Origin of the sequence: Streptomyces sp. NPDC050418 (assembly GCF_044458745.1) — a bacterium.
Classification (GTDB): Bacteria; Actinomycetota; Actinomycetes; order Streptomycetales; family Streptomycetaceae; genus Streptomyces.
On record NZ_JBITIG010000003.1, the window covers coordinates 530151 to 553393 of the forward strand.

A 23243-nucleotide genomic window follows, 5' to 3' on the forward strand; every position below is an offset into this window, starting at 1 on the left:
GGGGCTGAGACGAAACAAGGGATTTGCCGGTTGAGCTTCTGAGCTTCACAATCCCCCCGTATTCTCACCACGTTGGTGGGGGTGGCACGGCCGGGGGGCCGTGCCGACTAGGGGGTCTGGGGGGACTCGGTTTGCTGACGACTGTTGTCATCAGTGCTGTCTCGTTGGCGCTCTTCTGGATGGCCGCGTTCACCTTGTGGTGGCAGATGCACGCGTGGCGCACTCCGGAGACGCTGGCCGCGACGCGCTTCGAGCGGCCGCACGGAAACGACGGGCTTGCGTTCTCGCTGCTGCTGCCCGCGCGCCATGAGCAGGCCGTACTGGATCACACGATCCAGCGGCTGCTCGAATCGAGTCACGCGGCGTTCGAGATCGTGGTCATCGTCGGTCATGACGATCCGGAGACCGCGGCGGTCGCCGACGACGCCGCGCGCCGGGACCGGAGGGTTCGGGTCATCACCGACACCCATGAGGTCAAGAACAAGCCCAAAGCGCTCAACACCGCGCTGCCGCACTGCCGCGGCGATGTCGTCGGGGTCTTCGACGCCGAGGACCAGGTGCATCCGGAGCTGCTCGCGCACGTGGACCACGCGTTCCGTTCGACGGGCGCCGACGTGGTGCAGGGCGGGGTGCAGCTGATCAACTTCCACTCCAGCTGGTACAGCCTGCGCAACTGCCTCGAGTACTTCTTCTGGTTCCGCTCGCGTCTGCACCTGCACGCGCTCAAGGGCTTCATCCCGCTGGGCGGCAACACCGTCTTCGTACGGACGGACGTGCTCAGGGAGGCGGGCGGCTGGGACCAGAACTGCCTGGCCGAGGACTGCGATCTGGGCGTGCGGCTCTCGTCGGTCGGCAAGAAGGTCGTCGTCGCGTACGACTCCGACATGGTCACCCGCGAGGAGACCCCGGGCACCCTCGTGTCGCTCCTGAAGCAGCGCACCCGCTGGAACCAGGGCTTCCTGCAGGTCTACCGGAAGAAGGACTGGAAGCAGCTGCCCACGCTCGGGCAGCGCCTTCTGGCCCGCTACACGCTGATGACGCCGTTCCTGCAGGCGTTCACCGGCATCATCATCCCGCTCAACGTGGCCATCGCGATCTTCCTCGACGTGCCCGTGGGGATCGCCTTCATCACGTTCCTGCCGCTGATCACGGCCTTCGTCACCTTCGTCTTCGAGGTGGTCGGGCTGCATGACTTCGGCAAGCAGTACGCGCTCAGGATCCGCCTTGTCCACTACCTCAAGCTGATCATCGGCGGTCCCTTCTACCAGGTGCTCCTCGCCGGTGCCGCGATCCGCGCAGTGTGGCGCGAGAGCCGCGGCAACAACGAGTGGGAGCTGACCAGCCATGTCGGCGCACATCTGAGCCCTGACGCACATCTGAGCCCTGAGGAGATCCGCGCGTGACCTCCACGCTTCCGGCGGCGGAACCGGCTTCGGCCGAGATCCCCGCCCCACAGTCCCGTGCGTCCCAAAACGGTCAGCGGACGCCGGAAAAGCCCGGCGACAAGCGGAAGTTGACGGTCCGTCCGGTCATACGGTTCCGCAGCTCACCGCCCGACCTGATCCTCTGCACGCTGCTGCTCGCCGCGATCCTCGTCGTCCAGGGCTGGAACATCGCGGGCTATCCGAACCTCAGCGACGACGAGGGCACCTACCTCGCGCAGGCCTGGGCGGTCCAGGAGGGCAGGGGCCTCGCGCACTACACGTACTGGTACGACCATCCGCCGCTCGGCTGGATCCAGATAGCGGGCCTCACCTACCTCCCGTCGCTGTTCAGCCCCGAGTCGATGAGCGTCGCGAGCATGCGGCTCGCGATGCTGCTCGTCAGCGCGGTCAGCGCGGTGCTCGTGTACGTCCTGGCGCGCCGGCTGTGGCTGCCGCGCTGGGCGGCCGGTCTGGCGATGGCGCTGTTCGGGCTCTCGCCGCTCGCCGTCGTGCTGCAGCGGGAGATCTTCCTCGACAACATCGCCGTGATGTGGATGCTGCTCGCGTTCTGTCTCGCGGCTTCGCCGTCGCGGCATCTGTGGCACCACTTCGGTGCGGGGATCGCGGCCGCGGTCGGGGTGCTCACCAAGGAGACGATGCTGGTCATCCTCCCCGCGGTGCTGCTCACGATGTGGCGGCACAGCCATCGCGACACCCGGAAGTTCGCGGTCACGGGCGCGATCACGGGCTGTGCGCTGATCGGGTTCGGCTATCCGCTGTACGCGCTCCTGAAGGGCGAGCTGTTCCCGGGCGACGGCCATGTCTCGCTGTGGGACGGCATCACGTACCAGATGAGCCGCCCGGGCTCGGGCTTCATCTTCGACCAGGGCTCCGGCTCGAACGGCGTCCTCGAATCCTGGCTCTATTACGACAAGGTGCTGCCCGTCGGCGGTCTCGCCGCCGCGCTGCTGCTGCTCGTCGTGCTGCGCTGGTCGGTGACCGCACGGGCGCTCGCGGGCCCCGCGCTCGCCGTGGCGATCCTCGCGCTCGTCTCGATGCGGCCGTCCGGCTATCTGCCGGCGATGTACATCATCCAGGCGCTGCCCTTCCTCGCGCTCGTCCTCGCGGGCGCGGCGGCGAGCATCGCGCACGCGGTCCTGCGGCGCTTCGGCGCCGGGCCGGGGCAGCCGCGGGTGGTGACGGGGCTGCGCTGGGCGACGGCCGCGGCGCTCGCTCTCGCGGCGCTCGTGTACGTGGCGCCGCGCTGGTACGACGGCAACCGCACCGCCATGACAGTGGACGCCAACGGCCCCTACCGCGCGGCCGCTTCATGGATGGCCACGCACGTGGAGGACCGCGCCGACCAGCGCGTTCTCGTCGACGACGCGCTCTGGCTCGACCTCGTGCACGCGGGCTACGAACCGGGCCTCGGCGCCATCTGGTTCTACAAGGCCGACCTCGACCCGGCCGTCTCGAAGACGATGCCGCGCGGCTGGCGCGACGTCGACTACATCGTGGCCTCGCCGACGGTACGACGCGACGCGGTGGATCTGCCGAACGTCAAGGCGGCGCTGGAGCACTCCGAGGCGGTCGCGGTGTTCGGCACGGGCGAGGACCGGATCGAGATCCGCGCGGTCGACGCGGACGGCGGGGGGAAGCGTTGAGCGTCTACGAGGGGACCCCGGCCGAGGACGAGGCGTCCGCGCCGGTGGACGATCTCACCGCCGTGCCGGAGCCGGGCGCGGTCACGGTGATCGTGCCGAGCTTCAACGAGTCGGGGAACGTACGGGAGTTGCTGCACCGGATCACGGAGTCCGTGCCGTCGCGGGTGCCGTGCGAGGTGATCTTCGTGGACGACTCCACGGACGACACCCCGGACGTGGTCGCCAAGGCCGCGCAGGACTGCCCGTTCCCGGTCTCGGTGATCCACCGCGAGGTGCCGGTGGGCGGGCTCGGCGGTGCGGTGGTCGAGGGCATCAAGGCGGCGGCCTCGGAGTGGATCGTGGTCATGGACGCGGACCTCCAGCATCCGCCGTCCCTCGTACCGGAGTTGATCGCTGCGGGCGAGTCCACGGGCGCGGATCTCGTCGTGGCCAGCCGCTATGCGAAGGGCGGCAGCCGCGCCGGGCTCGCGGGCGGCTACCGCGTCGCGGTCTCCCGTGCGTCGACCTGGCTGACCAAGGCGCTCTTCCCGCGGGCGCTGCGCGGGATCTCCGATCCGATGAGCGGCTTCTTCGCGCTGCGCCGCTCGCTCGTGGTCGCGGAGGGGATGGCGCAGGAGCTCCGCCCGCTCGGCTACAAGATCCTCATGGAGCTCGCGGTCCGCTGTGAGCCGCAGAAGGTGGCGGAGGTCCCCTTCACCTTCCAGGACCGGTTCGCGGGGGAGTCCAAGTCGACCGCGCGCGAGGGCCTGCGCTTCCTGCGCCACCTGGTGGAGCTGCGCACCGCGCGCCCGCTGTGGCGGATGCTGGCCTTCGGCCTGATCGGCCTCACGGGCTTCGCGCCCAACCTCCTTGCGCTGTACGGGCTGACGGCGGCGGGCATGCACTACCTGCCCGCGGAGATCGTGGCGAACCAGTTCGGGGTCGCGTGGAACTTCCTGCTCATCGAGGTCCTCCTCTTCCGCACCCGCCGCCACGGCCGCACGGCCTCCCGCCTGGCCCGTTTCGCCCTGCTCGCCAACGCCGACCTGGTCCTGCGCATCCCGCTGATCGCGCTGCTCGTCGGCACCTGGGAGATGGACGTGCTCCCGGCCACCACGGTGGCGCTGCTGCTGACCTTCGTCCTGCGCTTCGCGGGGACCGAAGCGCTCGTCTACACCCGCAAGCGCACCGGCTACACCCGCAAGCGCACCAACCGAGCCGCACGACAGGGGGAACAGTGAGACGACCGAAACGCAGAACGGCCCTCGCCGGGGTCGGCGCCCTGACCACGGGCCTGCTGCTCGCGATACCGCAGCAGCCCGCCTCCGCCGCCCCGAACCTCATCAAGAACCCGGGGTTCGAGACGGCCGGCACCGCGGACATGCCGGAGTGCTGGTCCAAGTCCGGCTGGGGCGACAACGACTTCACGTTCACGGCCACGCCCGACGCCCACACGGGCACGAAGGCGATGAAGGTCGAGATCACCCGCCGCGTGGACGGCGACCGCAAGGCGCTCATCACGGAGAACGCGGCCTGCGCGCCCCATGTGACGCCCGACAGGCAGTACGACCTCAGCCTCTTCTACAAGTCGACGACCCCGGACGCGTCACTCACCCTCTTCCGCCACGACGCCACGGCCGGCTGGCAGTACTGGACGGACCTCAAGACCCTCCCCGTCCAGGCGGCCTACGCGAAGACCGAGGTCCGTACGCCCGCGGTCCCCGCCGGTACCGACCAGATCGCCTGGGGTGTCAGCGTCTACGGCACCGGCTCGGTCACGACCGACGACTACGTGATGGAAGAGGTCGCCCCGCCGACGCCGGACCCGGAGTGCACCGGCACCGAGGCGGAGTGCGCGGACGGAAAGTGGGAGGTCCTCGCGACCCCCAACCCGGTCCGCTCGATGCACAGCGTCGTCCTGCACAACGGCAAGATCCTGATGATCGCCGGTTCCGGGAACGACCAGACCGCCTTCGAGGCGGGCAAGTTCACCAGCGCCGTGTACGACCCGAAGAACGGCACGTACAAGCAGATACCGACGCCGAAGGACATGTTCTGCGCGGGCCACGTCCAGCTCAGTGACGGCAAGGTCCTCGTCATGAGCGGCACGAAGGGCTTCCCGAGCGCCGACGGCACGATCGGGTACCAGGGCTACAAGGACTCGTACCTCTTCGACCCGGAGACCGAGCAGTACATCAAGACGAACGACATGAACGACGGGCACTGGTACCCGTCGGCGACCATCCTCGGCAACGGGGACGTCATCTCGTTCGGCGGTCTGAAGGAGGACTCCACCGGCTCCGTCACGGCCGAGAAGTACTCGCAGGCCCAGCAGAAGTGGCTGCCCATCAACGAGGTCAACCAGACCTGGTCGTACTGGGGCCTGTACCCGGCGATGGTCCTGATGCAGGACGGCCGCCTCTTCTACACGGGCAGCCACACCTTCGGCAACGGCACGCCCGGCACCGGCGCCTCGATCTACGACTACGACGCCAACACGATCACGGACGTCCCGGGCCTCCGCAAGAAGGACGAGCGCGACGAGTCCGCGAGTGTCCTGCTGCCGCCCGCCCAGGACCAGAAGGTCATCACGATGGGCGGCGGCAACAACGAGCAGAACCCGGCCGCCAACCGCCTCGTCGACATCATCGACCTCAAGGACCCCAGCCCGCAGTACGTCCAGGGCCCCGACATCCCGCTCGGCACCGTCGACCAGGGCCAGGGCAAGCGGGCGCAGACCGGCGCCGAGGGCAAGATGTACGTCTCGGCGGTGCTGCTGCCGGACGGCAAGGTCCTGGAGACCGGCGGCGCGCTGCACGACCGCGCCGACCCGGTGTACGAGACCTCGCTGTTCGACCCGCAGACCGAGACCTTCGACCAGGTCGCCACGGACCCCGAGGAGCGCGGCTACCACTCCTCCGCGTTCCTGCTGCCCGACGGCCGCGTCATGACGACCGGCGACAACCCGGGCAACGGCTCCTGGAACCATGACGTCTCGGTCTACTCGCCGCCGTACCTCTTCAAGGGCCCGCGCCCGCAGATCACTTCACTGATCGACAAGCAGTGGACGTACGGCGACACGCAGCGGATCACGGTCGACCGGCCGATCGCGAAGGCGGAGCTGATCCGCCCCGCGGCCGTCACACACTCCTCCGACCCGAACCAGCGCTTCGTGGACCTGCCGCTCACGGTCGACGGGAACAACATCGACCTGAACGTCACGTCCAACCCGAACCTGGCCCCGCCCGGCTGGTACATGCTCTTCGCGGTCGACGCGAACGGTGTGCCCTCGATCGCCGAGTGGGTCAAGCTCGGCGGCCCGGCGGCGCTCGCCGAGGACGAGGCGCCGGCGGCCCATGTCCACGACTTCGCCCAGGACTTGGCGAAGTCCCCGAAGACCGACAGGCCGCGCCGCGACTCGGTCCCGGTCAGCCCCACGATCTCGGGCTGCGACCGCCACTACGGCACGGCCAACACCTGCGTCCCGACGGCCTTCCCGCCGGACGTGAAGAACACGACGAAGGCCCGCTGCACCTGGCTGAAGGACCACGACTACGGCCGCCTGAAGGTGCACGGCGACGACCCGCTGAACCTTGACCGCAACGGGGACGGGCTGGCGTGCGGGAAGGGGGATGTCCGCAGGCGCTGACCGGCTGTACGGGGTGGGCCCCGGAACGGACGTCCTGGGCCCACCCCGTGCGTCGGGCGGCGAGGTCGCCGCGTCCATGGCCGATGGACGGGAGGCTCTCCTCGGAGTACGGTGGATATATTCAATATCCGGTCGTATATCTCGGAGGTGCCGTCATGGCCAAGACCCTGATCGACATCGACGAGCAGCTCCTGGCCGACGCCGCGATCGCCTTCGGCACGAAGACCAAGAAGGACACGGTCATCGCGGCGTTGCAGGAGGGTGTGGCCCGCAAGCGCCGTGCCATAGCGCTGGCCCGCCTCGCGGCGCGGTCGGATGCGGGGCAGTTCGACGAGCTCCTGGACAAGGAGACGTATCGCCGGTGAGCGCCGCCGTCTACCTCATCGACACCAGCGCCCTGGTGCGCGTCCTCAGGCCACCCGCCCGGGAAACCTGGGAGAAGCCCCTGGAGGAGGGGATCATCGCGCGCTGCCCCATCACCGAGCTCGAGTTCCTGTACAGCGCGAAGAACGCCGAGGACCGCGCCGAACTCGTCGCCGACCTCGATGACTTGTTCGGGTGGACGCCGGTCGACGACCGGGCGTTCTCGCGCGCCTGGGACGTGCAGCGCGAGATGACCGGCCAGGGCAAGCACCGCTCGGCCGGTGCCGTCGATCTCGTCCTCGCGGCAACGGCGGAGCTTCAGGGGCTGACCGTGCTGCACTATGACCGCGACTTCGAGACGATCGCTTCCATCACGGGCCAGCCCACCCAGTGGTTGATGCCGCCGGGCACCATCTGACGCAGGCGCGCTCCTCGGCAGGGCGGCCTGCGGGATCTCAGAGCGTGAGCCCGCCCCCGAACATGTCGATCGCCCGGTCGAGAAGTTCCACGAGGTCGTCCTCACAGCCCCGTTCCCCCCAGTACAGGGAGGTCTGCATCAGGGCCGCGAGCACCGCCGCGGTGAACACCCGCACCTCCAGGTCCCCGGGATCGCGGCCCGCGCGTTCGGCGAGGGGCTCGGCGAGGAGGCGGGACGTCGCGGCCATCGACTCCATGAGACGGGCCCGCAACGCCGGGACCTCCACGAGCAGCCGGGTGCGCTGCACCAGCTCCTCGTGGTCCGTCTCCATGAACGCCTCGATGGCGCGCACGATCACGAACCGCAGCGATTCCAGGGGCGGTTCATCGGCCGGACGCGACATCAGGACCCCCAGCATCACGGGGTCGTACTCGTCGCTGAGGACGATGTCCTCCTTGGTCGCGAAGTAGCGGAAGACGGTCGACGGCGAGACCTGCGCCTCCTGCGCGATCTGCTCGATCGTCGTCGCGTCGTACCCCTGCTCCTTGATCAGCGCGTACGTGGCCCGCCGGATCGCGATCCGCGTCCTGAGCTTCTTGCGCTCGCGCAGCCCGAGCTCGGGCTGTCCCTCGGTGAGCAGCGGGGGCACGGCGGGCGGGGAAGCAGGGGTTTTCGAGCGGGCGGCCATGGCGCCATTGTCGGGCATACGGGCCGTCATCCGGGCTCCGGTCAGGGAGCGGCGGCCGTCGCCCCGGAAGCTGCCGCACCCTCACCCGTGCGCCGCTCCCGCGCCCGCCCCGGCAGCAGCAGCGCCGCGAGCCCCGCGGTGACCAGGGCCGCGGCCCCGCAGACGAGCAGGACGACACCCATGCCGTGGACGTACGCGGCGTTCGCCGACTGGGCGAGCGCCGGGTCGCCGAGCCCCGAGGCCACCGCGTGCGCGGCGACCACGGATTCGCGGGCGGTCGCGGCCGCCGCGTCCGGCAGCGTGCCGGTCGCCAGCTCCGCGGTGTACGCGCCCGCGAGCAGCGAGCCGAGCAGCGCGATCCCGAGCGCGCCGCCCACCTGCCGTACGGTCATCAGGAGCCCCGAGCCGCTGCCCGCGCGGTCCTGGGGCAGCGCGGACAGGGCCGTCGTCATGGCGGGCATCATCGCGAAGCCGAAGCCGAGGCCGGCGATGCTCAGCCACAGTGCCGTGAACCCGTAGCCGCTGTCGGCTCCGGTGTTGGAGCCGAGCAGCGCGGCGAAGCAGAGGACGACGAGGCCGGTGCTCACGACGGTGCGCGCGCCGAGCCGTTCGACGAGCGGCGCGCTTCCCCGCGCCGCCACGATCATGCCGCCCATCAACGGCAGCAGCCGCAGACCCGTCCCGAAGGCGTCATGGCCGAGCACGGCCTGCAGATAGGGCGGCAGCACGAACATCAGGCCGGCGAGCACGAACATCACCAGCGTCGCCGCGAGGGTGTTCAGCAGGAACGGGCGGTGCCCGAGCAGCGCGAGGTCGAGCATCGGCCGCTCCGCCCGGCGCTCGCGCAGGACGAGGCCGGTGATCAGGAGCACGCCCGCACCGAGCATGCCGAGCACGAGGGCGTCGCCCCAGCCGCGGACGGGCGCCTCGATGATTCCGTACGTGAGCGTGCCGAGCCCGGCCGCGGTGAGCGCGGTCGAGACGGCGTCGACGCGGGGCGAGGCGGGGTCGCGGGTCTCGGGCAGCAGGAACACACAGGCCGCGATGCCGAGCGCGACCATCGGCACGTTGATCGCGAAGACGGAGCCCCACCAGTAGTGGTCGAGCAGCCAGCCGCCGACGATCGGCCCGAGGGGCAGCCCGGCCGCGGAGGCGGCGGTGACGATGCCGATGGCACGGCCGCGTTCGTGCTCGGGGAAGAGCGAGGGCAGCACGGCGAGCGCGAGCGGCATCACGAGCGCGGCGCCGACGCCCATCACGGTCCGCGCGGCGATCACCGCGCCGACCGTGTCGCCCAGCATGCCGACGACCGAACCGGCCAGGAAGATCCCCAGCCCGGCGACCAGCATCCGGCGCCGTCCGAACCGGTCGCCGAGCAGTCCGGCCGGGAGCATCAGGGCGGCGAACACGAGGATGTACGCGTCCGCCATCCACTGCTGCTGACCGGTGCTCGCACCGAGTTCGGCGGCGAGGGTCGGCAGCGCCACGTTGAGGATCGTCATGTCGAAACCGAGCACGAGCATGCTCGCGACCATGGCGCCCAGGGCCCACCAGCGGCGGGGGTTCAGGTGCGGAGTCTCGGTGGTCATATTCTGAGAGTAGCTCTCAAGTGAGAGTCACTGTCAAGTTTTTCCCAGGGGTGCCGGCGCATCCGGGCAACGAAAAATGGCCGCGGCATCAATGCCACGGCCACTTCGGAGCGGAGCGGAACTACGCGTGCTGGTACGCCACCAGCGAGATCCCCACGTAATGCACGACGAACGCCGCCAGCGTGAACGAGTGGAAGACCTCATGGAAGCCGAACCAGCGCGGTGACGGGTTGGGCTTCTTCAGGCCGTAGATCACGCCGCCCGCCGTGTAGAGAAGACCGCCGACGATCACGAGGACCAGGACCGCGATGCCGCCCGTGCGCATGAACTCGGGCAGGAAGAAGACCGCCGCCCAGCCCATCGCGATGTAGCAGGGGGTGTAGAGCCAGCGCGGGGCGCCGACCCAGAAGACACGGAACGCGATGCCCGCCACCGCCGCCGCCCAGATCGCCCAGAGCAGCGGCCGCGCGGTGGAGCCGGGCAGCAGGAGCAGGGCGAGCGGGGTGTAGGTGCCCGCGATGATCAGGAAGATGTTCGCGTGGTCGAGCCGGCGCAGCACCGCCTCGCCGCGCGGCCCCCAGGTGCCGCGGTGATAGAGCGCGCTCACGCCGAACAGCAGGCAGGCTGTCAGGACGAACACGCCCGTGGCCACCCGCGCCCGGGTCGAGTCCGTGAAGGCGATCAGCGCGAGCCCGGAGATCAGCACCGCCGGGAACATGCCGGCGTGCAGCCAGCCCCTCAGCTTGGGCTTCACGGGGTGCGGCAGCTCGATCTCGGCCGGTTGCGTCATGGGCGTAATGCTACCTACGGCCCCGTAGGTTAAATGTCCACTGTGCCCATGCTCACGTGTGAGGCCCTCTGGACATATGGGCGAAGGGGCCCGATGATCAAATGAGTGAGGTCGGCACCGGATGAGCGGCTGTGCACTTTCACCAAGGCGCGAGGCATCCGGGTCGCAGCCCCCAAGGGGCCCCCAACTCCACAAACCCTCATTTTTAGGAGCGATCGTGGCGCGCGACAACGCGGCTCCCACCACTGCCCCCACTTCCCACCAGGGCCTCGTCGCCTGGGTGAACGAGATCGCAGCCCTGACCGAGCCGGACAGGGTGGTCTGGTGCGACGGTTCCGAGGCGGAGTACGAGCGCCTCGCGGAGGAACTGGTCGCCAAGGGCACGTTCAAGAAGCTCGACCCGGTCAAGCGCCCGAACTCCTACTACGCGGCCTCCGACCCGACGGACGTCGCCCGGGTCGAGGACCGCACCTTCATCTGCTCCGAGAAGGAAGAGGACGCGGGCCCGACGAACCACTGGATGGCCCCCGCGGAGATGCGCGAGGTCTTCGAGGGCAAGGACGAGCAGGGCGGCGTCTTCCGCGGCTCGATGCGCGGCCGCACGATGTACGTCGTCCCGTTCTGCATGGGCCCGCTCGGCTCGAAGCTCTCCGCCATCGGCGTCGAGATCACCGACTCGGCGTACGTGGCCGTCTCGATGCGCACGATGACCCGGATGGGCCAGGCGGTCCTCGACGAGCTCGGCGAGGACGGCTTCTTCGTCAAGGCCGTCCACACGCTCGGCGCCCCCCTCCAGGAGGGTGAGGCCGACGTCCCGTGGCCCTGCAACACCACGAAGTACATCTCGCACTTCCCGGAGTCCCGCGAGATCTGGTCGTACGGCTCCGGCTACGGCGGCAACGCCCTGCTCGGCAAGAAGTGCTACGCCCTGCGCATCGCGTCCGTCATGGCGCGCGACGAGGGCTGGCTCGCCGAGCACATGCTGATCCTCAAGCTCACGCCGCCGCAGGGTGAGTCGAAGTACGTGGCGGCCGCGTTCCCGTCCGCGTGCGGCAAGACCAACCTCGCGATGCTGGAGCCCACGATCTCCGGCTGGACCGTCGAAACCATCGGCGACGACATCGCCTGGATGCGCTTCGGCGAGGACGGCCGCCTGTACGCGATCAACCCCGAGGCCGGCTTCTTCGGCGTCGCGCCCGGCACCGGCGAGCACACCAACGCCAACGCCATGAAGACCCTCTGGGGCAACTCGGTCTTCACGAACGTCGCGCTCACCGACGACAACGACATCTGGTGGGAGGGGATGACGGAGGAGACCCCGGCGCACCTCACCGACTGGAAGGGCAACGACTGGACTCCCGAGTCCGGCGTCCCCGCGGCCCACCCGAACGCCCGCTTCACCGTCCCCGCCTCGCAGTGCCCGATCATCGCGCCCGAGTGGGAGGACCCGAAGGGCGTGCCGATCTCGGCGATCCTCTTCGGCGGCCGCCGCGCCTCCGCGGTGCCGCTGGTCACCGAGTCCTTCGACTGGAACCACGGCGTCTTCCTCGGCGCGAACGTCGCCTCCGAGAAGACCGCCGCCGCCGAGGGCAAGGTCGGCGAGCTGCGCCGCGACCCCTTCGCCATGCTGCCGTTCTGCGGCTACAACATGGGCGACTACATGAACCACTGGGTCAAGGTCGGCGCCGACAAGGACCAGGCGAAGCTGCCGAAGATCTACTACGTGAACTGGTTCCGCAAGAACGACGCGGGCAAGTTCGTGTGGCCGGGCTTCGGTGAGAACTCCCGTGTCCTCAAGTGGATCGTCGACCGCCTCGACGGCCGCGCCGAGGGCGTGGAGACCCCGATCGGCGTCCTGCCGACGAAGGAGTCCCTGGACACCGACGGTCTCGAACTGGCCGACGACGACCTCGACTTCCTGCTCACGGTCGACAAGGAGATCTGGCGCGAGGAGGCCTCCCTGGTCCCCGAGCACCTCAACACCTTCGGCGACCACACGCCCAAGGAACTGTGGGACGAGTACCGGGCACTGGTGAAGCGCCTGGGCTGAGCCCCGGCGGCGCCCCGTGCGTGACGCGTGCCCCTGAAGGCCCAACTGCCTTCAGGGGCGCGGTCGTTGACAGCTGTCCCACGGCTACCACATTGCTGCGCACGCCCTCCCTCATGGGGAGATTGCGGGCACACTCGGTCCATGAGGACACCGGTCAGTGACCCGCTGCGGGTCGGTGGCTACCGCATCGTGGGCCGCCTCGGATCCGGCGGCATGGGCTGGGTCTATCTCGCCCGCTCCCGCGCCGGGCGGCCCGTCGCGGTCAAGGTCGTGCGCCCCGAGCTCGTCGCCGACCCGGCCTTCCGGCTGCGCTTCGCGCGCGAGGTCGCCGCGGCGCGCGCGGTCAGCGGCGCGTTCACCGCCGCCGTGGTCGACGCCGACCCGGACGCCGAACTCCCCTGGCTCGCCACGCTGTACGTGCCCGGACCCTCCCTCAGCGAGGCCGTACGCTCCGGCGGCCCGCTCACCGAGCCGTATCTGCGCCGCCTGGGCGCCGGCCTGGTCGAGGCGCTGATGGCCATCCACGCCGCGGGCATCGTGCACCGCGACCTCAAACCGTCGAACGTGCTGCTCGCCGCCGACGGCCCGCGCGTCATCGACTTCGGCATCTCCCGCTTCGCGGGATCCAGCAGCATCACGCAGGCCGGCGTCGTGATGGGCACCCCGCCCTTCATGTCCCCCGAGCAGCTCACCGGCTCCGGGGTCGGCCCGCCCACCGACGTCTTCGCGCTCGGCGGCGTCCTCGCCTTCGCCGCCACGGGCCGCTCGCCCTTCGGTACGGGGGACCGCGCCGCGTACCGCGACGGCACCGAACCGCCCGATCTCGCGGGCGTACCGGCCGAGTTGAAACGGCTCGTGGTGCCCTGTCTGGCCCGCGAGCAGTCCGCCCGGCCCGGGCTCGCCCCGCTCCTGGAACTCCTCGCGTGCGACGGTGACGTACCCCGCTGGCCGCCGCCGTCCGTGGCCGCCTCGATCCGGGCGCGCGAACGCGACCTCGACAGCCGGCAGGGCGAGGACCCGGAGAGCCCGGCCGCCTCCGTGCCGTCCTGCCTCCAGTTGCACGCCCAGGCGCTGCTCGACGCCGGACTCACCGACGCGATGGTCTCCGGGGCGGTGACGCATGGAGCCACGCGTACGCGTTGACGACGGCCGCGAGCTCGATCTGTCCACGCACTGGCGCAAGCTGGTCCGGCTGTGGTGCGAGAAGCTCGGCGCGGAGGTCACCGGGGACGAGGAGGCGCTCAGCCTCGACCTCGACCTGCCCGGCTCGGACCGGGCGCTGACCCTGCGGTTCACCACGACCCGGCGGCTGCTCGTGGCGTTCATGACCGACGGCCGCCGGCTGCGCGCCGACCAGCTTGCGGTGGCGGCCGCGGCGGCCAACGCCTGGAACACCGAACAGCTCTTCCCGATGCTCTCGGTCTGGGACGTCCGCGGCCCCGACCCCTGCATCGCGGGCGTCTGCCACCTGCCCCTCGTCGGCCGGATGACCCCGGCGGACTTCGCATCGACGGCGGACGACTGGACGGACCAGGCGCGGCAGATGTTTCTGCGGTGCCATCAGGTGTTCCGGCTGTAGGGGGCGCGGTGGGCTTCGGCGCTCGGGCCGGGGCGAGGGGGCTCGGATGGGCGCGGCGGCGGTGCGGGTGGTTCGGCGTGATGGACCGAAGGCGGGGCGCGGAGGGGGAGTCGGGTGGAGTGGTCGCTTCGGGGGTGTGGAGTGGGGCGCGGAAGGCTGCTGCTTGGCGCGGGGCTCGCGGGTGCGCTGGGGCTCGGGCTGTTTGCCGCCGTGCCCGCGGCGGCGGGTGAGCTCGCCTGCTCCGGCGCCCTGTCGACCCGGCTCGACTGTCTGGCCGGGGAGATGGAACGGGGGAGTGCGCCGCATGTCGCGGAGCTGGACGGCCCGGTTCAACTCGGGGTGCCCGCTTCCCAGTTGGGACTCCAGGTCCACCGTGAACGCCTGGCGGACCTGACCGTACAGATCCCCGCGCGGCAGGAGACCGGCCCCGGCGGCACCGTCCTGCTGCTCCTCGCCGACGAGCGGCGGCTCGCGCCGGACAGCACGGTCACGGCCCTCGACGCGCCCACCCTCGATGCCGTACGGGCCGCGGGTCTGTGCACCGGGAAGCCGCGGCAGCAGCTGTGCGAGCGGCTCGGGCGCGAGCAGTCCGGCGCCGCGCTGCTCGACGCGCGGCTCGCCGATCCGCTCACCGATCCGCTCGGCACCACCGAGGACGGTGAGGGCGACACCCTGCTGTGGGTCCTGCTCGGCGTCGTCGCCGCGCTGCTCCTCGCGGCCGCCCTGCTGCTGCGCGCGGCCCGCAGCCCGGCCGTGGCGGAGGGCGGCGGAGGAAGGGGGCGCCGGGCGCGGCCCCGCGCCGACCCAGCGGCCCAACCACCGCACACAGAACCGGAGTCGGAACGGAAGCCGAAGCCGAAGCCGGAACGGAAGCCGAAGCCGGAGCCGGAGCCCGGGCCGGACCTGTCGGCCACCCCGCCCCGCGCCCTGGTCCGCTCGGCCCTGCACCCCGAGGGATACGTGGAGGTGGACCACTGCCTCTACCGCGCCCGCTGGACCGGCGGCCCGTCCACGGCACCGCCCGCCGTCGGCGCGTACGTGGACATCGGCCCCGTACAGCCGCACGAGCGGCAGCCGGACGAGAAGCCGGACGAGAAGCCGGAGGGGAAGCCGGAGGACAAGCCGGACCGGACCGCCCCGCACCTCCTCGCCCTCCCGCCCCGACCGGCCACGGACCTCACGGACCCCGCGCACCCGACCCACCCTCCTCACCCCCCAGGAGACCCTCATGACGCATGAACCACCACCACCCACCGCCGTCCCCCAATACGCCGACTTCGACTTCGAGCTCGACAACAACGCCCAGCGGCTGCCGCTCGTGCTCTGTCTCGACAACTCCCGTTCCATGGAGGGGCGTCCGGTGCAGGCGCTCAACGAGGCGCTGCGCGAGTGGACCCGTGAGCTGCACGACGACGTCAGCCTCAGCTACAGCGTCGAGGTCGCCGTGATCACCTTCGGGGACCAGTCCGTGACCGCATGGCGTGGCGCGGAGCGGCTCCGGCCGGGCGTGAACCTCAGCCCGTTCGTGCCCGCCCACGCCTTCACCCCGCCGACGCTCGCCGCCAACGGCGTGACCCTGATGACCGAGGCCGTCGAGCTCGCGATGCATATCGTCTCCGCCCGCAAGACGGAGCTGCGCAAGCTCGGCCTGCAGTACTACCGCCCCCAGATCTGCCTGGTCACCGACGGCCTGCCCACCGACGGCACCGGCCACTACACGACCGCCTGGCAGCGCATCGTCCCCGTGCTCGCCGAGGAGCAGCGGCTGCGGCGCTTCCGGCTGTACGCGATCGGGGTCGGCGGGATCACCGACCGCGGGCAGGCCGTCCTGAGCGCGTTCGCGCCCACGTTCAACGCGCAGTTGCAGGGGTTCCCGTTCCGCGAGCTGCTGCAGATGATGTCGGCGAGCGCGGCCGCCGAGCAGAAGGGCGAGGGCGAGGAGGCCTTCGAGAAGATCTTCCACCAGTTCCGTACGCAGCGTCCCGCCTGGGAAGCCTGAGCGATGGAGCGCACGGGCGGGACGGGCGGCGCGGGCGGTGCGGGGCACCGGCGGACCGGTGCGTGGCGCACCCACGGCGTGAGCGTCCAGGGCTACCGGCACCGGCGCAACGGCACGCCCTGCCAGGACGCGTGGGACAGCGCGGTGTGGAGCGGCGGCGAGCAGGGCCCGGTCCTGGTGCTCGCGGTCGCGGACGGAGCGGGCAGCCGGCCGCGCTCGCAGGAGGGCGCGCAGCTCGCGGCCCGGCTCGCGACCGAGCACTTCGGCCGGGCAGCGGCCGCCGGACGGACCGTGCAGGGCGCCCCCGTGCACGAGCTGCTGCACACTGCCTACCAGGACGTGTGCGGGGACTTCCTGCTCGCCGTCGAGCGGACCGGGGATCCGCCGGAGGACTTCGCGACCACGCTCACCGTCGTCGTCATCGCCCCCGACTGGCTGGGTCATCTGAGCGTCGGTGACGGCCTGGTGATCGTGCGGGCGGGCGCGGACGAGGAGGGCGCGGGCCTCTTCCATCTGCTGCCGCAGGCCGCCGCGGCCAGCGAGTACAGCAACGAGACGGTCTTCCTCACCTCGCGTGACGCGGGCCGCTGGGTGCGCACCGACTGCGTGGCCGACCCGGGGATCGACGCGGTGGTGCTCTCCACGGACGGCCTGACACAGGCGGCGCTCACCCGGTCCCGTACACCCAACGCCTCCTTCCTCTCCGCGGTGCTCGGCCCGCTCGAATCACCGACCGCGGACCCGGGGGCGGACGAGAAGGACCTCACCGAGCTGCTGCGCTCCGACCGGCTCTCGGCGGTGAACGCGGACGACAAGACGCTGTTGAGGGCGGTACGGATATGAGTGCTGGTCCGGGTGGGGGCGGCGGGAGCCGCCGGGTGCTGCTCGACGGGCGGCCGGTCACGCTGGCCGAACGGCCGCTGAAGGGCGGGGGAGAGGCATCCGTCTTCCCCGTGGAGGGCGACGCGGGCGTCGTCGTGAAGCTCTACCGCGAGCGGCCCGGACCCGAGCAGGAGCGCCGGCTGACCCGCATGCTGGCCATGTCCCCGCTGGGCGACCGCCCGGTCGACTCCTCCCAGGCGCCCGAACTCGCCTGGCCCACCGCGCTCGCCCGCTCCCCGGAAGGCGCCTTCCTCGGCTACGCGATGCGGCGCTTCGGCGAACCCCAGCACGTCCAGCTGGTGGGCCTGTTCACGCGCTCGCAGCGGCTGCGGCTGTTCCCCGAGCGGGCCGACTGGCGGTTCCTGCTCGGCGTCGCCTGGAACCTCGCCTTCATGACGGCCCGGATGCACCACGAGGGCCTGGTCGTCGGCGACTTCTCCAGCAGCAACGTCGTCGTCGACGCGAACGGCTTCGTCACCTTCCTCGACTGCGACTCCATCGCCTTCACGGACCGCCGCACCCGCGAGTCGTTCCCCTGCCTGATGCACACGACGGACTACTCGGCGCCCGAGCGCCAGGCGGGCGGCCCCGCCACCCCGCAGAGCGACGACTTCGCGCTCTCCGTCCTCGTCTACCAGCTCCTCGCCGTCGGCAACCATCCCTTCGGCGGCGTCCCGCACGACAGCCAGGAGGACTCGACGGTCAAGGACAACATCGCGGCGAGCATCTCCTACGTCGTACGCCCCGAGCGGGTCGTCGTGCCGCGCGGCATCATCGACCCCACGGTCCTGCCGCCCGGCCTGCTCACCCTCGCCCGCCGGGCGTTCGGCCCGGGCGTCCTCGACCCGAAGGCGCGCCCCACCGCGCAGGACTGGCTGCGGGCGCTCGACGAGGAACGCGGCCGGGTCCGTATCTGCCCCGCCCGCCCCCGCCACACCTTCGGCTCCCACCTGCCGTCGTGCCCGTGGTGCGCCCGGGCCACGACGACGGGCCAGGACCTCTTCAACGCCCCCGTCCCGCGCCCGCCCGCCGCGGCACCCCCGCCGATGGTGCCCCCGCCCGCGCCGCCCCCGGCCCCCGGACTCGACAGCCGGAAGCTGGTGTGGGCGCTGGTGGTGCTGCTCGCGGTGATCGTGGTGGTAGCGGTGATAGGTCAGCTTTAACTTTAGACTCAATCCAAGCTAGGATGGACTCATCCCTGAAGCATTGCCGGAGGTCCCTGCCATGTACGAGCCGATCCGCGCCAAGTCGGTCCACTCGCCGGGCCCCGACGGCGACTTCCCGCACCGCACCCGCGAGGAGGAGCTGGAACTCCAGCTCGCGGGCCACCTCGCGGCGCTTCTCGCGGTGACCGACGAGCTGCGCGGCCTCGCGCCGTCGACCGAACTGGACGACGCCTCGGCCGAGCTTGCCACCGCGGTCACGCGCCTGCGCGGCGGCCGCGCCCCGGTCCGCGCGGGCGTCGCCACGGCCATCCACGAGCCCCACCTGGCCGCACTCCACCAGCGCGCCCACGCCCTCGCGGGCCGCGCGCTCGTGGTGGCGGCGTCGCGCGCGGACACGGCCGCGGCGATCCTGGCGGCCCGCCGCATGGAAGCCCACGCGACGGCCCTGACACCCGCGGCGGTCTGACCCGCCCCGGACCCTGCCCCTACGGCTGGCTGTACCCGTCGAGGAACCGCCCGATCCGGGTCACCGCGTCCGCGAGATCGGCGGCCTGCGGCAGCGTCACGATGCGGAAGTGATCGGGCTCGGGCCAGTTGAACCCCGTCCCCTGCACGACCATGATCTTCTCGGCCCGCAGCAGGTCGAGGACCATCTGCCGGTCGTCCTTGATCTTGAACACCTTCGGATCGAGCCGCGGGAACAGATACAGCGCGCCCTTCGGCTTGACGCACGTGACACCCGGAATCTGCGTCAGCAGGTCGTACGCGGTGTCCCGCTGCTCCACGAGCCGCCCGCCCGGCAGCACCAGATCGTTGATCGACTGCCGCCCGGTGAGCGCGGCCACCACCCCGTGCTGCGCCGGCATGTTGGCGCACAGCCGCATGTTCGCGAGGATCGTCAGCCCCTCGATGTACGAGGACGCGTGGGCCCGCGGCCCGGAGATGACCATCCACCCCGTGCGGTACCCGGCGACCCGGTACGCCTTCGACATCCCGTTGAACGTCAGCGTCAGCAGATCCGGGGCGAGCGCGGCGGTCGGGGTGTGCGTGGCGTCGTCGTAGAGGATCTTGTCGTAGATCTCGTCACTGCACACGAGCAGGTTGTGCCGCCGCGCGATGTCCGCGAGCCCGCGCACGACGTCATCGCTGTACACAGCCCCCGTGGGGTTGTTCGGATTGATGATCACGATCGCCTTGGTGCGGTCGGTGACCTTCCGCTCCACGTCCGCGAGATCCGGCATCCAGTCCGACTGCTCGTCGCACCGGTAGTGCACGGCGGTCCCGCCGGACAGCGACACGGCGGCCGTCCACAGCGGGTAGTCGGGCGCGGGAACGAGCACCTCGTCCCCGTCGTCGAGCAGCGCCTGCATCGCCATGACGATGAGCTCGGAGACCCCGTTGCCGATGTACACATGCTCGACATCGGTCTCCACGCCGAGCGTCTGGTAGTGCATCATCACCGCGCGCCGCGCGGACAGCAGCCCCTTCGCGTCGCCGTAGCCGTGCGCGGTCCCGACGTTCCTGAGCACGTCCTCCAGGATCTCCGGCGGGCAGTCGAACCCGAAGGCCGCAGGGTTCCCGGTGTTCAGCTTCAGGATCCGGTGCCCTGCCGCCTCCAGCCGCATGGCCTCCTCGAGAACCGGACCCCGGATCTCGTAACAGACGTTGGCTAGCTTCGTGGACTGGATCAGCTGCATACGGCAACTTTACGAGCGTGTTTCGTCCGCCCGCGCGGTCTTTGCGGCCGCTTGGCCGCAGGGGCCGCGGCGGCGTACGGGCCCGCCTTCCATCGCAATGCGCCGGACGGCGGGCACGTACGGAATGCCGGATTACGGGCCGGACGGGGCTTGGATGTCCCGGCCCGGATCCGGGACGTGACGTCTGCCACGCGGGTCCGTCATCCGGACCCGCAGCGACCACCACACCCCTGGAAGGGCCAGGGCGATGAGGCCCGCGCTCACCCACAGCGGTCCCCGCGGGCCCCACGTCAGGGCGAACCCGCCGAGAACGGGTCCGATCACCGCGCCCACGTTCAGCGCCGCCGTCGCGTACGCGCCGCCCAGCGTGGCAGCGTCCTCCGCGGCGTACAGGATGCGGGAGATCAGCGTGGCGCCGACGCCGAAGGAGAGGGTGCCCGCGAGCAGGGTCAGGGCGACCGTGGCCGGCGGGGACCCGGCGGTTGCGGCGAACGTGGTCCAGGTCGCGAGCAGCGCGAGGCTCCCGGCGCCGGCCACGGCGCGCGGGCGGCTGTCGGCGAGGCGGCCCGCCAGGGTGACGCCGAGGAAGGAGCCGAGGCCGAAGAGCGCGAGCAGGGCCGGCACCCACGCGTCCGTGAGCCCGGCCACGTCGGTGATCACCGGGGCGAGATACGTGAACGCGCAGAACGTCGCACCGTTCACCAACGCGCCGAGGAGCAGGGCCAGTTGGAGGCCGGTGCGGCGCAGGACACGCAGTTCGGCGCGGGTGTCGGGGCGGGGGGCCGCCGATGCGTCCGACGGCGTGCGGGGAGGGGCAGGCGCCGCGACGAGGATCGCGAGCAGCGCCGGTACGGAGAGCGCGGCCACCGCCCAGAACGCGGCGCGCCAGCCCCAGAGCTGACCGAGGAGCGCGCCCGCCGGGACCCCTGCCACGCACGCCAGCGTCACCCCGCTCAGCAGGACGGAGGCGGCCCGGCCCTTCTGGTCCGGGCGGACCAGCGTGACGGCCGTGGCCAGGGCCACCGCCAGGAAGCCCGCGTTGGCGAGGGCGCCCAGGACGCGCGTGGTCAGAAGGACGGCGAAGCTGCCGGTCAGGGCGCCGGCGACATGCACCGCGAGGAACGCGGCGAGGAACGCCAGAAGCGCGGAACGGGGCCGGAAGCGGCGGGCGAGAAGCGCCATCGTGGGCGCGCCGACGACCATGCCGACCGCGAACGCCGAGGTCAGCAGCCCGGCGTCGGACAGCGGTACGCCGAGGTCGCGGGCGATGTCCGGGCCGAGCCCGGCGAGCATGAACTCCGAGGTTCCTTGCGCGAACACGGCAAGGCCGAGGAGATGGAGGAAGAAAGGCACAGCAGAACTCCGCAGCACACGGTGGGCCGCACGCGAGGTCACGTACAGCCGGTGGAAGAGGACCGTGGAACGGCAGACCGGCAGCAGGCGGCACCCCGCACGCAGAGGCGGGGTGTGACAACGCGAGCAGCCACCGGGGAGCCGGTGGCTAGAGTCTGGAGGCCTCGGGGCTGGACATGGACCGCAGGCTAGGCGGGGCGCCCGCCCGCGGTCCAGCGAATTCCGGTGACGCGGCCGTGCGCCGCACGGCGGCTACGCGGCGGTGCGCCGCACCGACCGCCCCGCCAGGACATCCGTCCGCTTCCCGTCCTCGATCACGAACGTGCCGTCGATGAGGACGTGCGGGATGCCCACGGGCAGCGTGCGCGGGTTCTCGAAGGTCGAACCGGCCGCGACCGTCGACGGGTCGAAGAGCACCAGGTCGGCGCGGTAGCCCTCGCGGATCAGGCCGCGGTCGGTGAGCCGCAGCCGGGCCGCCGGGCGCGAGGTGAGGTGCGCGACCGTCTCCTCCAGGGAGAGGATGCCCAGCTCGCGCGAGTACCGCCCGAGGTACTGCGGGAACGTGCCGTACGCGCGCGGGTGCGGCTTGAAGCCCTGCAGAATGCCGTCCGAACCGCCCGTGTGCACACGGTGCTTCATGATCTGGCGGACGTTGTCCTCGTGGCCCACGTGCTGCAGGATCGTCGAGCCCAGCCGGTCGTTGATGAGGAGACGGCGGGCCGTCACCCACGGCTCCTCGCCGCGCATCTCGGCCGACTGCTTGATCGTCTTGCCGACGCAGGAGGCGAGGCCCGGGTCCGAGACGCCGCTGATCTCGATGGTGTCCCACTCGATCGGCACGCCATGGCAGCCGTCCGCGCCGATGACCTCCATGTGGTGGCGGATCTTCTCGGCGGTCTCGTCGTCCTCGAGCCGCGCGAGGACCGCCTCGGGCCCGCCCTCGCTCGCCCAGCTCGGCAGCATCGCGACGAGCGTGGTGCAGCCGGGGGTGTACGGGTAGGTGTCGAGGCTGATGTCGGCGCCCTCGTCCAGCGCGCCGTCCAGGAGGGCGAGCAGATCCGGTGCCTTGCCCTTGTTCACCCCGAAGTTCATGGTGGCGTGGGCGAGATGCAGCGCGCAGTCCGCCTCGCGCGTCAACGTCACCATCTCCTCGTACGCCTGGAGCGCGCCCGCCCCGTACGAGCGGTGGTGCGGGCAGTAGTAGCCGCCGTACCGCGCCACGACCTTGCACAGCTCGCTGAGCTCGGAGTCCTTGGCGTACATGCCGGGCGTGTACGTCAGCCCCGACGACATCCCGACCGCGCCCTGCTCCATGCCTTCCGCGACCAACTGCCGCATCCGGTCCAGCTCTTCGGGCGTGGCCTCGCGGTCGTCCCAGCCCATCGCGTACATCCGGACGGTGCCCTGCGGAATGAGATACGCGGCGTTGACGGCGATCCCCTGCCGGTCGAGCCGGTCCAGGTACTCGCCGACGGTCCGCCAGTCGAAGTCGATGTCGCTCCCGTCCCCGTTCCAGCCGGTGATGGCCCTGCGGACCTCGGCGAGGGTGCGGTCGTCGACGGGCGCATAGCTGAGCCCGTCCTGCCCCAGCACCTCCAGGGTCACGCCCTGGGCGGCCTTGGCGCTGTGGTCCGGGTCGCGGAGGAGGGCGAGGTCGCTGTGGGCGTGCATGTCGATGAAGCCGGGGGAGAGGGCGAGGCCGTCGGCGTCCAGGGTGCGGGTGCCTGTGGGGCGCGGCCCCTCGGTGCGGATCTCGGCGATCCGCCCGCCGTCTATGCCGACGTCGGCGGTGTACGACTTCTCGCCTGTGCCGTCGATGACTTGGGCGTTGCGGATGACGAGGTCCATGGGGGTGCCTCTCGGAAGACTCAGCCCGTCCGGCGTTTGAGGACGAGCGCGTTCAGCGCGAAAAGGGGGTCTGGGGGCGAAGCCCCCCACGCGGCGGAGCCGCAA

The 23243-nt window shown here is 71.2% G+C and carries 20 protein-coding genes; 14 read left to right on the plus strand and 6 right to left on the minus strand.

Features of this window, described 5'->3' with window-relative positions; translation table 11 throughout:
• The first annotated feature begins 131 nt into the window (after nucleotides 1-131).
• From ACIBI4_RS09875 to ACIBI4_RS09900, 6 genes are all read left to right on the plus strand, one after another.
• On the plus strand, nucleotides 132-1403 hold the full coding sequence (locus ACIBI4_RS09875) for a glycosyltransferase (protein WP_399203144.1): 1272 nt from the start codon (nucleotides 132-134) through the stop codon (nucleotides 1401-1403).
• Entirely contained in the window at nucleotides 1400-3088 is a 1689-nt protein-coding gene (locus tag ACIBI4_RS09880; protein ID WP_399203146.1) for an ArnT family glycosyltransferase, read from the plus strand. Before ACIBI4_RS09875 ends, ACIBI4_RS09880 begins: the two co-directional genes overlap by 4 nt.
• Before the next feature lie 44 nt (nucleotides 3089-3132).
• Nucleotides 3133-4308 (plus strand): glycosyltransferase, encoded by a 1176-nt coding sequence (locus ACIBI4_RS09885; RefSeq protein WP_399203246.1) that lies wholly within the window; start codon nucleotides 3133-3135, stop codon nucleotides 4306-4308.
• Nucleotides 4305-6716 carry a galactose oxidase-like domain-containing protein gene (locus tag ACIBI4_RS09890; RefSeq protein ID WP_399203147.1) on the plus strand — a complete coding sequence of 804 codons (2412 nt, stop codon included), beginning with the start codon at nucleotides 4305-4307 and terminating at the stop codon, nucleotides 6714-6716. The genes ACIBI4_RS09885 and ACIBI4_RS09890 overlap by 4 nt, the downstream gene beginning before the upstream one ends.
• A 155-nt stretch (nucleotides 6717-6871) precedes the next feature.
• Nucleotides 6872-7081, plus strand: a complete 210-nt coding sequence (locus tag ACIBI4_RS09895; protein WP_399203148.1) for a type II toxin-antitoxin system VapB family antitoxin — start codon at nucleotides 6872-6874, stop codon at nucleotides 7079-7081.
• The gene (locus ACIBI4_RS09900) at nucleotides 7078-7497 is read left to right on the plus strand and encodes a PIN domain nuclease (protein ID WP_399203149.1); all 420 of its coding nucleotides are present in this window, start codon (nucleotides 7078-7080) and stop codon (nucleotides 7495-7497) included. Before ACIBI4_RS09895 ends, ACIBI4_RS09900 begins: the two co-directional genes overlap by 4 nt.
• Before the next feature lie 37 nt (nucleotides 7498-7534).
• Here ACIBI4_RS09900 and ACIBI4_RS09905 read toward each other — a convergent pair whose 3' ends face one another.
• The 3 genes from ACIBI4_RS09905 to ACIBI4_RS09915 form a co-directional block, all read right to left on the minus strand.
• The gene (locus ACIBI4_RS09905; protein WP_399203150.1) at nucleotides 7535-8185 is read right to left on the minus strand and encodes a TetR/AcrR family transcriptional regulator; all 651 of its coding nucleotides are present in this window, start codon (nucleotides 8183-8185) and stop codon (nucleotides 7535-7537) included.
• Between the two features lie 41 nt (nucleotides 8186-8226).
• Nucleotides 8227-9774 carry a DHA2 family efflux MFS transporter permease subunit gene (locus tag ACIBI4_RS09910; RefSeq protein ID WP_399203151.1) on the minus strand — a complete coding sequence of 516 codons (1548 nt, stop codon included), beginning with the start codon at nucleotides 9772-9774 and terminating at the stop codon, nucleotides 8227-8229.
• A gap of 121 nt (nucleotides 9775-9895) precedes the next feature.
• Entirely contained in the window at nucleotides 9896-10564 is a 669-nt protein-coding gene (locus ACIBI4_RS09915; RefSeq protein WP_399203152.1) for a hemolysin III family protein, read from the minus strand.
• Nucleotides 10565-10781: 217 nt separating this feature from the next.
• On the opposite strand from ACIBI4_RS09915, the gene ACIBI4_RS09920 reads away from it, so the two are divergent.
• The 8 genes from ACIBI4_RS09920 to ACIBI4_RS09955 all read left to right on the plus strand — a co-directional run bounded on the left by ACIBI4_RS09920 (nucleotide 10782) and on the right by ACIBI4_RS09955 (nucleotide 18706).
• The gene (locus ACIBI4_RS09920; protein ID WP_399203153.1) at nucleotides 10782-12614 is read left to right on the plus strand and encodes a phosphoenolpyruvate carboxykinase (GTP); all 1833 of its coding nucleotides are present in this window, start codon (nucleotides 10782-10784) and stop codon (nucleotides 12612-12614) included.
• Between the two features lie 141 nt (nucleotides 12615-12755).
• The gene (locus tag ACIBI4_RS09925; protein ID WP_399203154.1) at nucleotides 12756-13757 is read left to right on the plus strand and encodes a serine/threonine-protein kinase; all 1002 of its coding nucleotides are present in this window, start codon (nucleotides 12756-12758) and stop codon (nucleotides 13755-13757) included.
• The gene (locus tag ACIBI4_RS09930) at nucleotides 13735-14193 is read left to right on the plus strand and encodes a hypothetical protein (RefSeq protein ID WP_399203155.1); all 459 of its coding nucleotides are present in this window, start codon (nucleotides 13735-13737) and stop codon (nucleotides 14191-14193) included. The genes ACIBI4_RS09925 and ACIBI4_RS09930 overlap by 23 nt, the downstream gene beginning before the upstream one ends.
• 141 nt (nucleotides 14194-14334) lie before the next feature.
• Nucleotides 14335-15432, plus strand: coding sequence for a hypothetical protein (locus ACIBI4_RS09935; RefSeq protein ID WP_399203156.1), 1098 nt, complete (start codon nucleotides 14335-14337; stop codon nucleotides 15430-15432).
• Nucleotides 15422-16192 (plus strand): hypothetical protein, encoded by a 771-nt coding sequence (locus ACIBI4_RS09940; protein ID WP_399203157.1) that lies wholly within the window; start codon nucleotides 15422-15424, stop codon nucleotides 16190-16192. Before ACIBI4_RS09935 ends, ACIBI4_RS09940 begins: the two co-directional genes overlap by 11 nt.
• Before the next feature lie 3 nt (nucleotides 16193-16195).
• Complete coding sequence (locus tag ACIBI4_RS09945; protein ID WP_399203158.1) at nucleotides 16196-17035, plus strand: PP2C family serine/threonine-protein phosphatase; 840 nt, start codon at nucleotides 16196-16198, stop codon at nucleotides 17033-17035.
• The gene (locus tag ACIBI4_RS09950) at nucleotides 17032-18237 is read left to right on the plus strand and encodes a hypothetical protein (RefSeq protein WP_399203159.1); all 1206 of its coding nucleotides are present in this window, start codon (nucleotides 17032-17034) and stop codon (nucleotides 18235-18237) included. Before ACIBI4_RS09945 ends, ACIBI4_RS09950 begins: the two co-directional genes overlap by 4 nt.
• Before the next feature lie 61 nt (nucleotides 18238-18298).
• Nucleotides 18299-18706: a hypothetical protein gene (locus ACIBI4_RS09955; protein ID WP_399203160.1), complete on the plus strand. Its 408-nt coding sequence runs from the start codon at nucleotides 18299-18301 to the stop codon at nucleotides 18704-18706.
• Nucleotides 18707-18725: 19 nt separating this feature from the next.
• Here the strand turns inward: ACIBI4_RS09955 and ACIBI4_RS09960 are convergent, their stop codons facing one another.
• From ACIBI4_RS09960 to ACIBI4_RS09970, 3 genes are all read right to left on the minus strand, one after another.
• Complete coding sequence (locus tag ACIBI4_RS09960) at nucleotides 18726-19937, minus strand: pyridoxal phosphate-dependent aminotransferase (RefSeq protein ID WP_399203161.1); 1212 nt, start codon at nucleotides 19935-19937, stop codon at nucleotides 18726-18728.
• A gap of 132 nt (nucleotides 19938-20069) precedes the next feature.
• Nucleotides 20070-21290, minus strand: coding sequence for a Cmx/CmrA family chloramphenicol efflux MFS transporter (locus ACIBI4_RS09965; RefSeq protein ID WP_399203162.1), 1221 nt, complete (start codon nucleotides 21288-21290; stop codon nucleotides 20070-20072).
• A 252-nt stretch (nucleotides 21291-21542) separates the two neighbouring features.
• Nucleotides 21543-23138, minus strand: coding sequence for an amidohydrolase family protein (locus tag ACIBI4_RS09970; protein WP_399203163.1), 1596 nt, complete (start codon nucleotides 23136-23138; stop codon nucleotides 21543-21545).
• Between the last annotated feature and the right edge of the window lie 105 nt (nucleotides 23139-23243).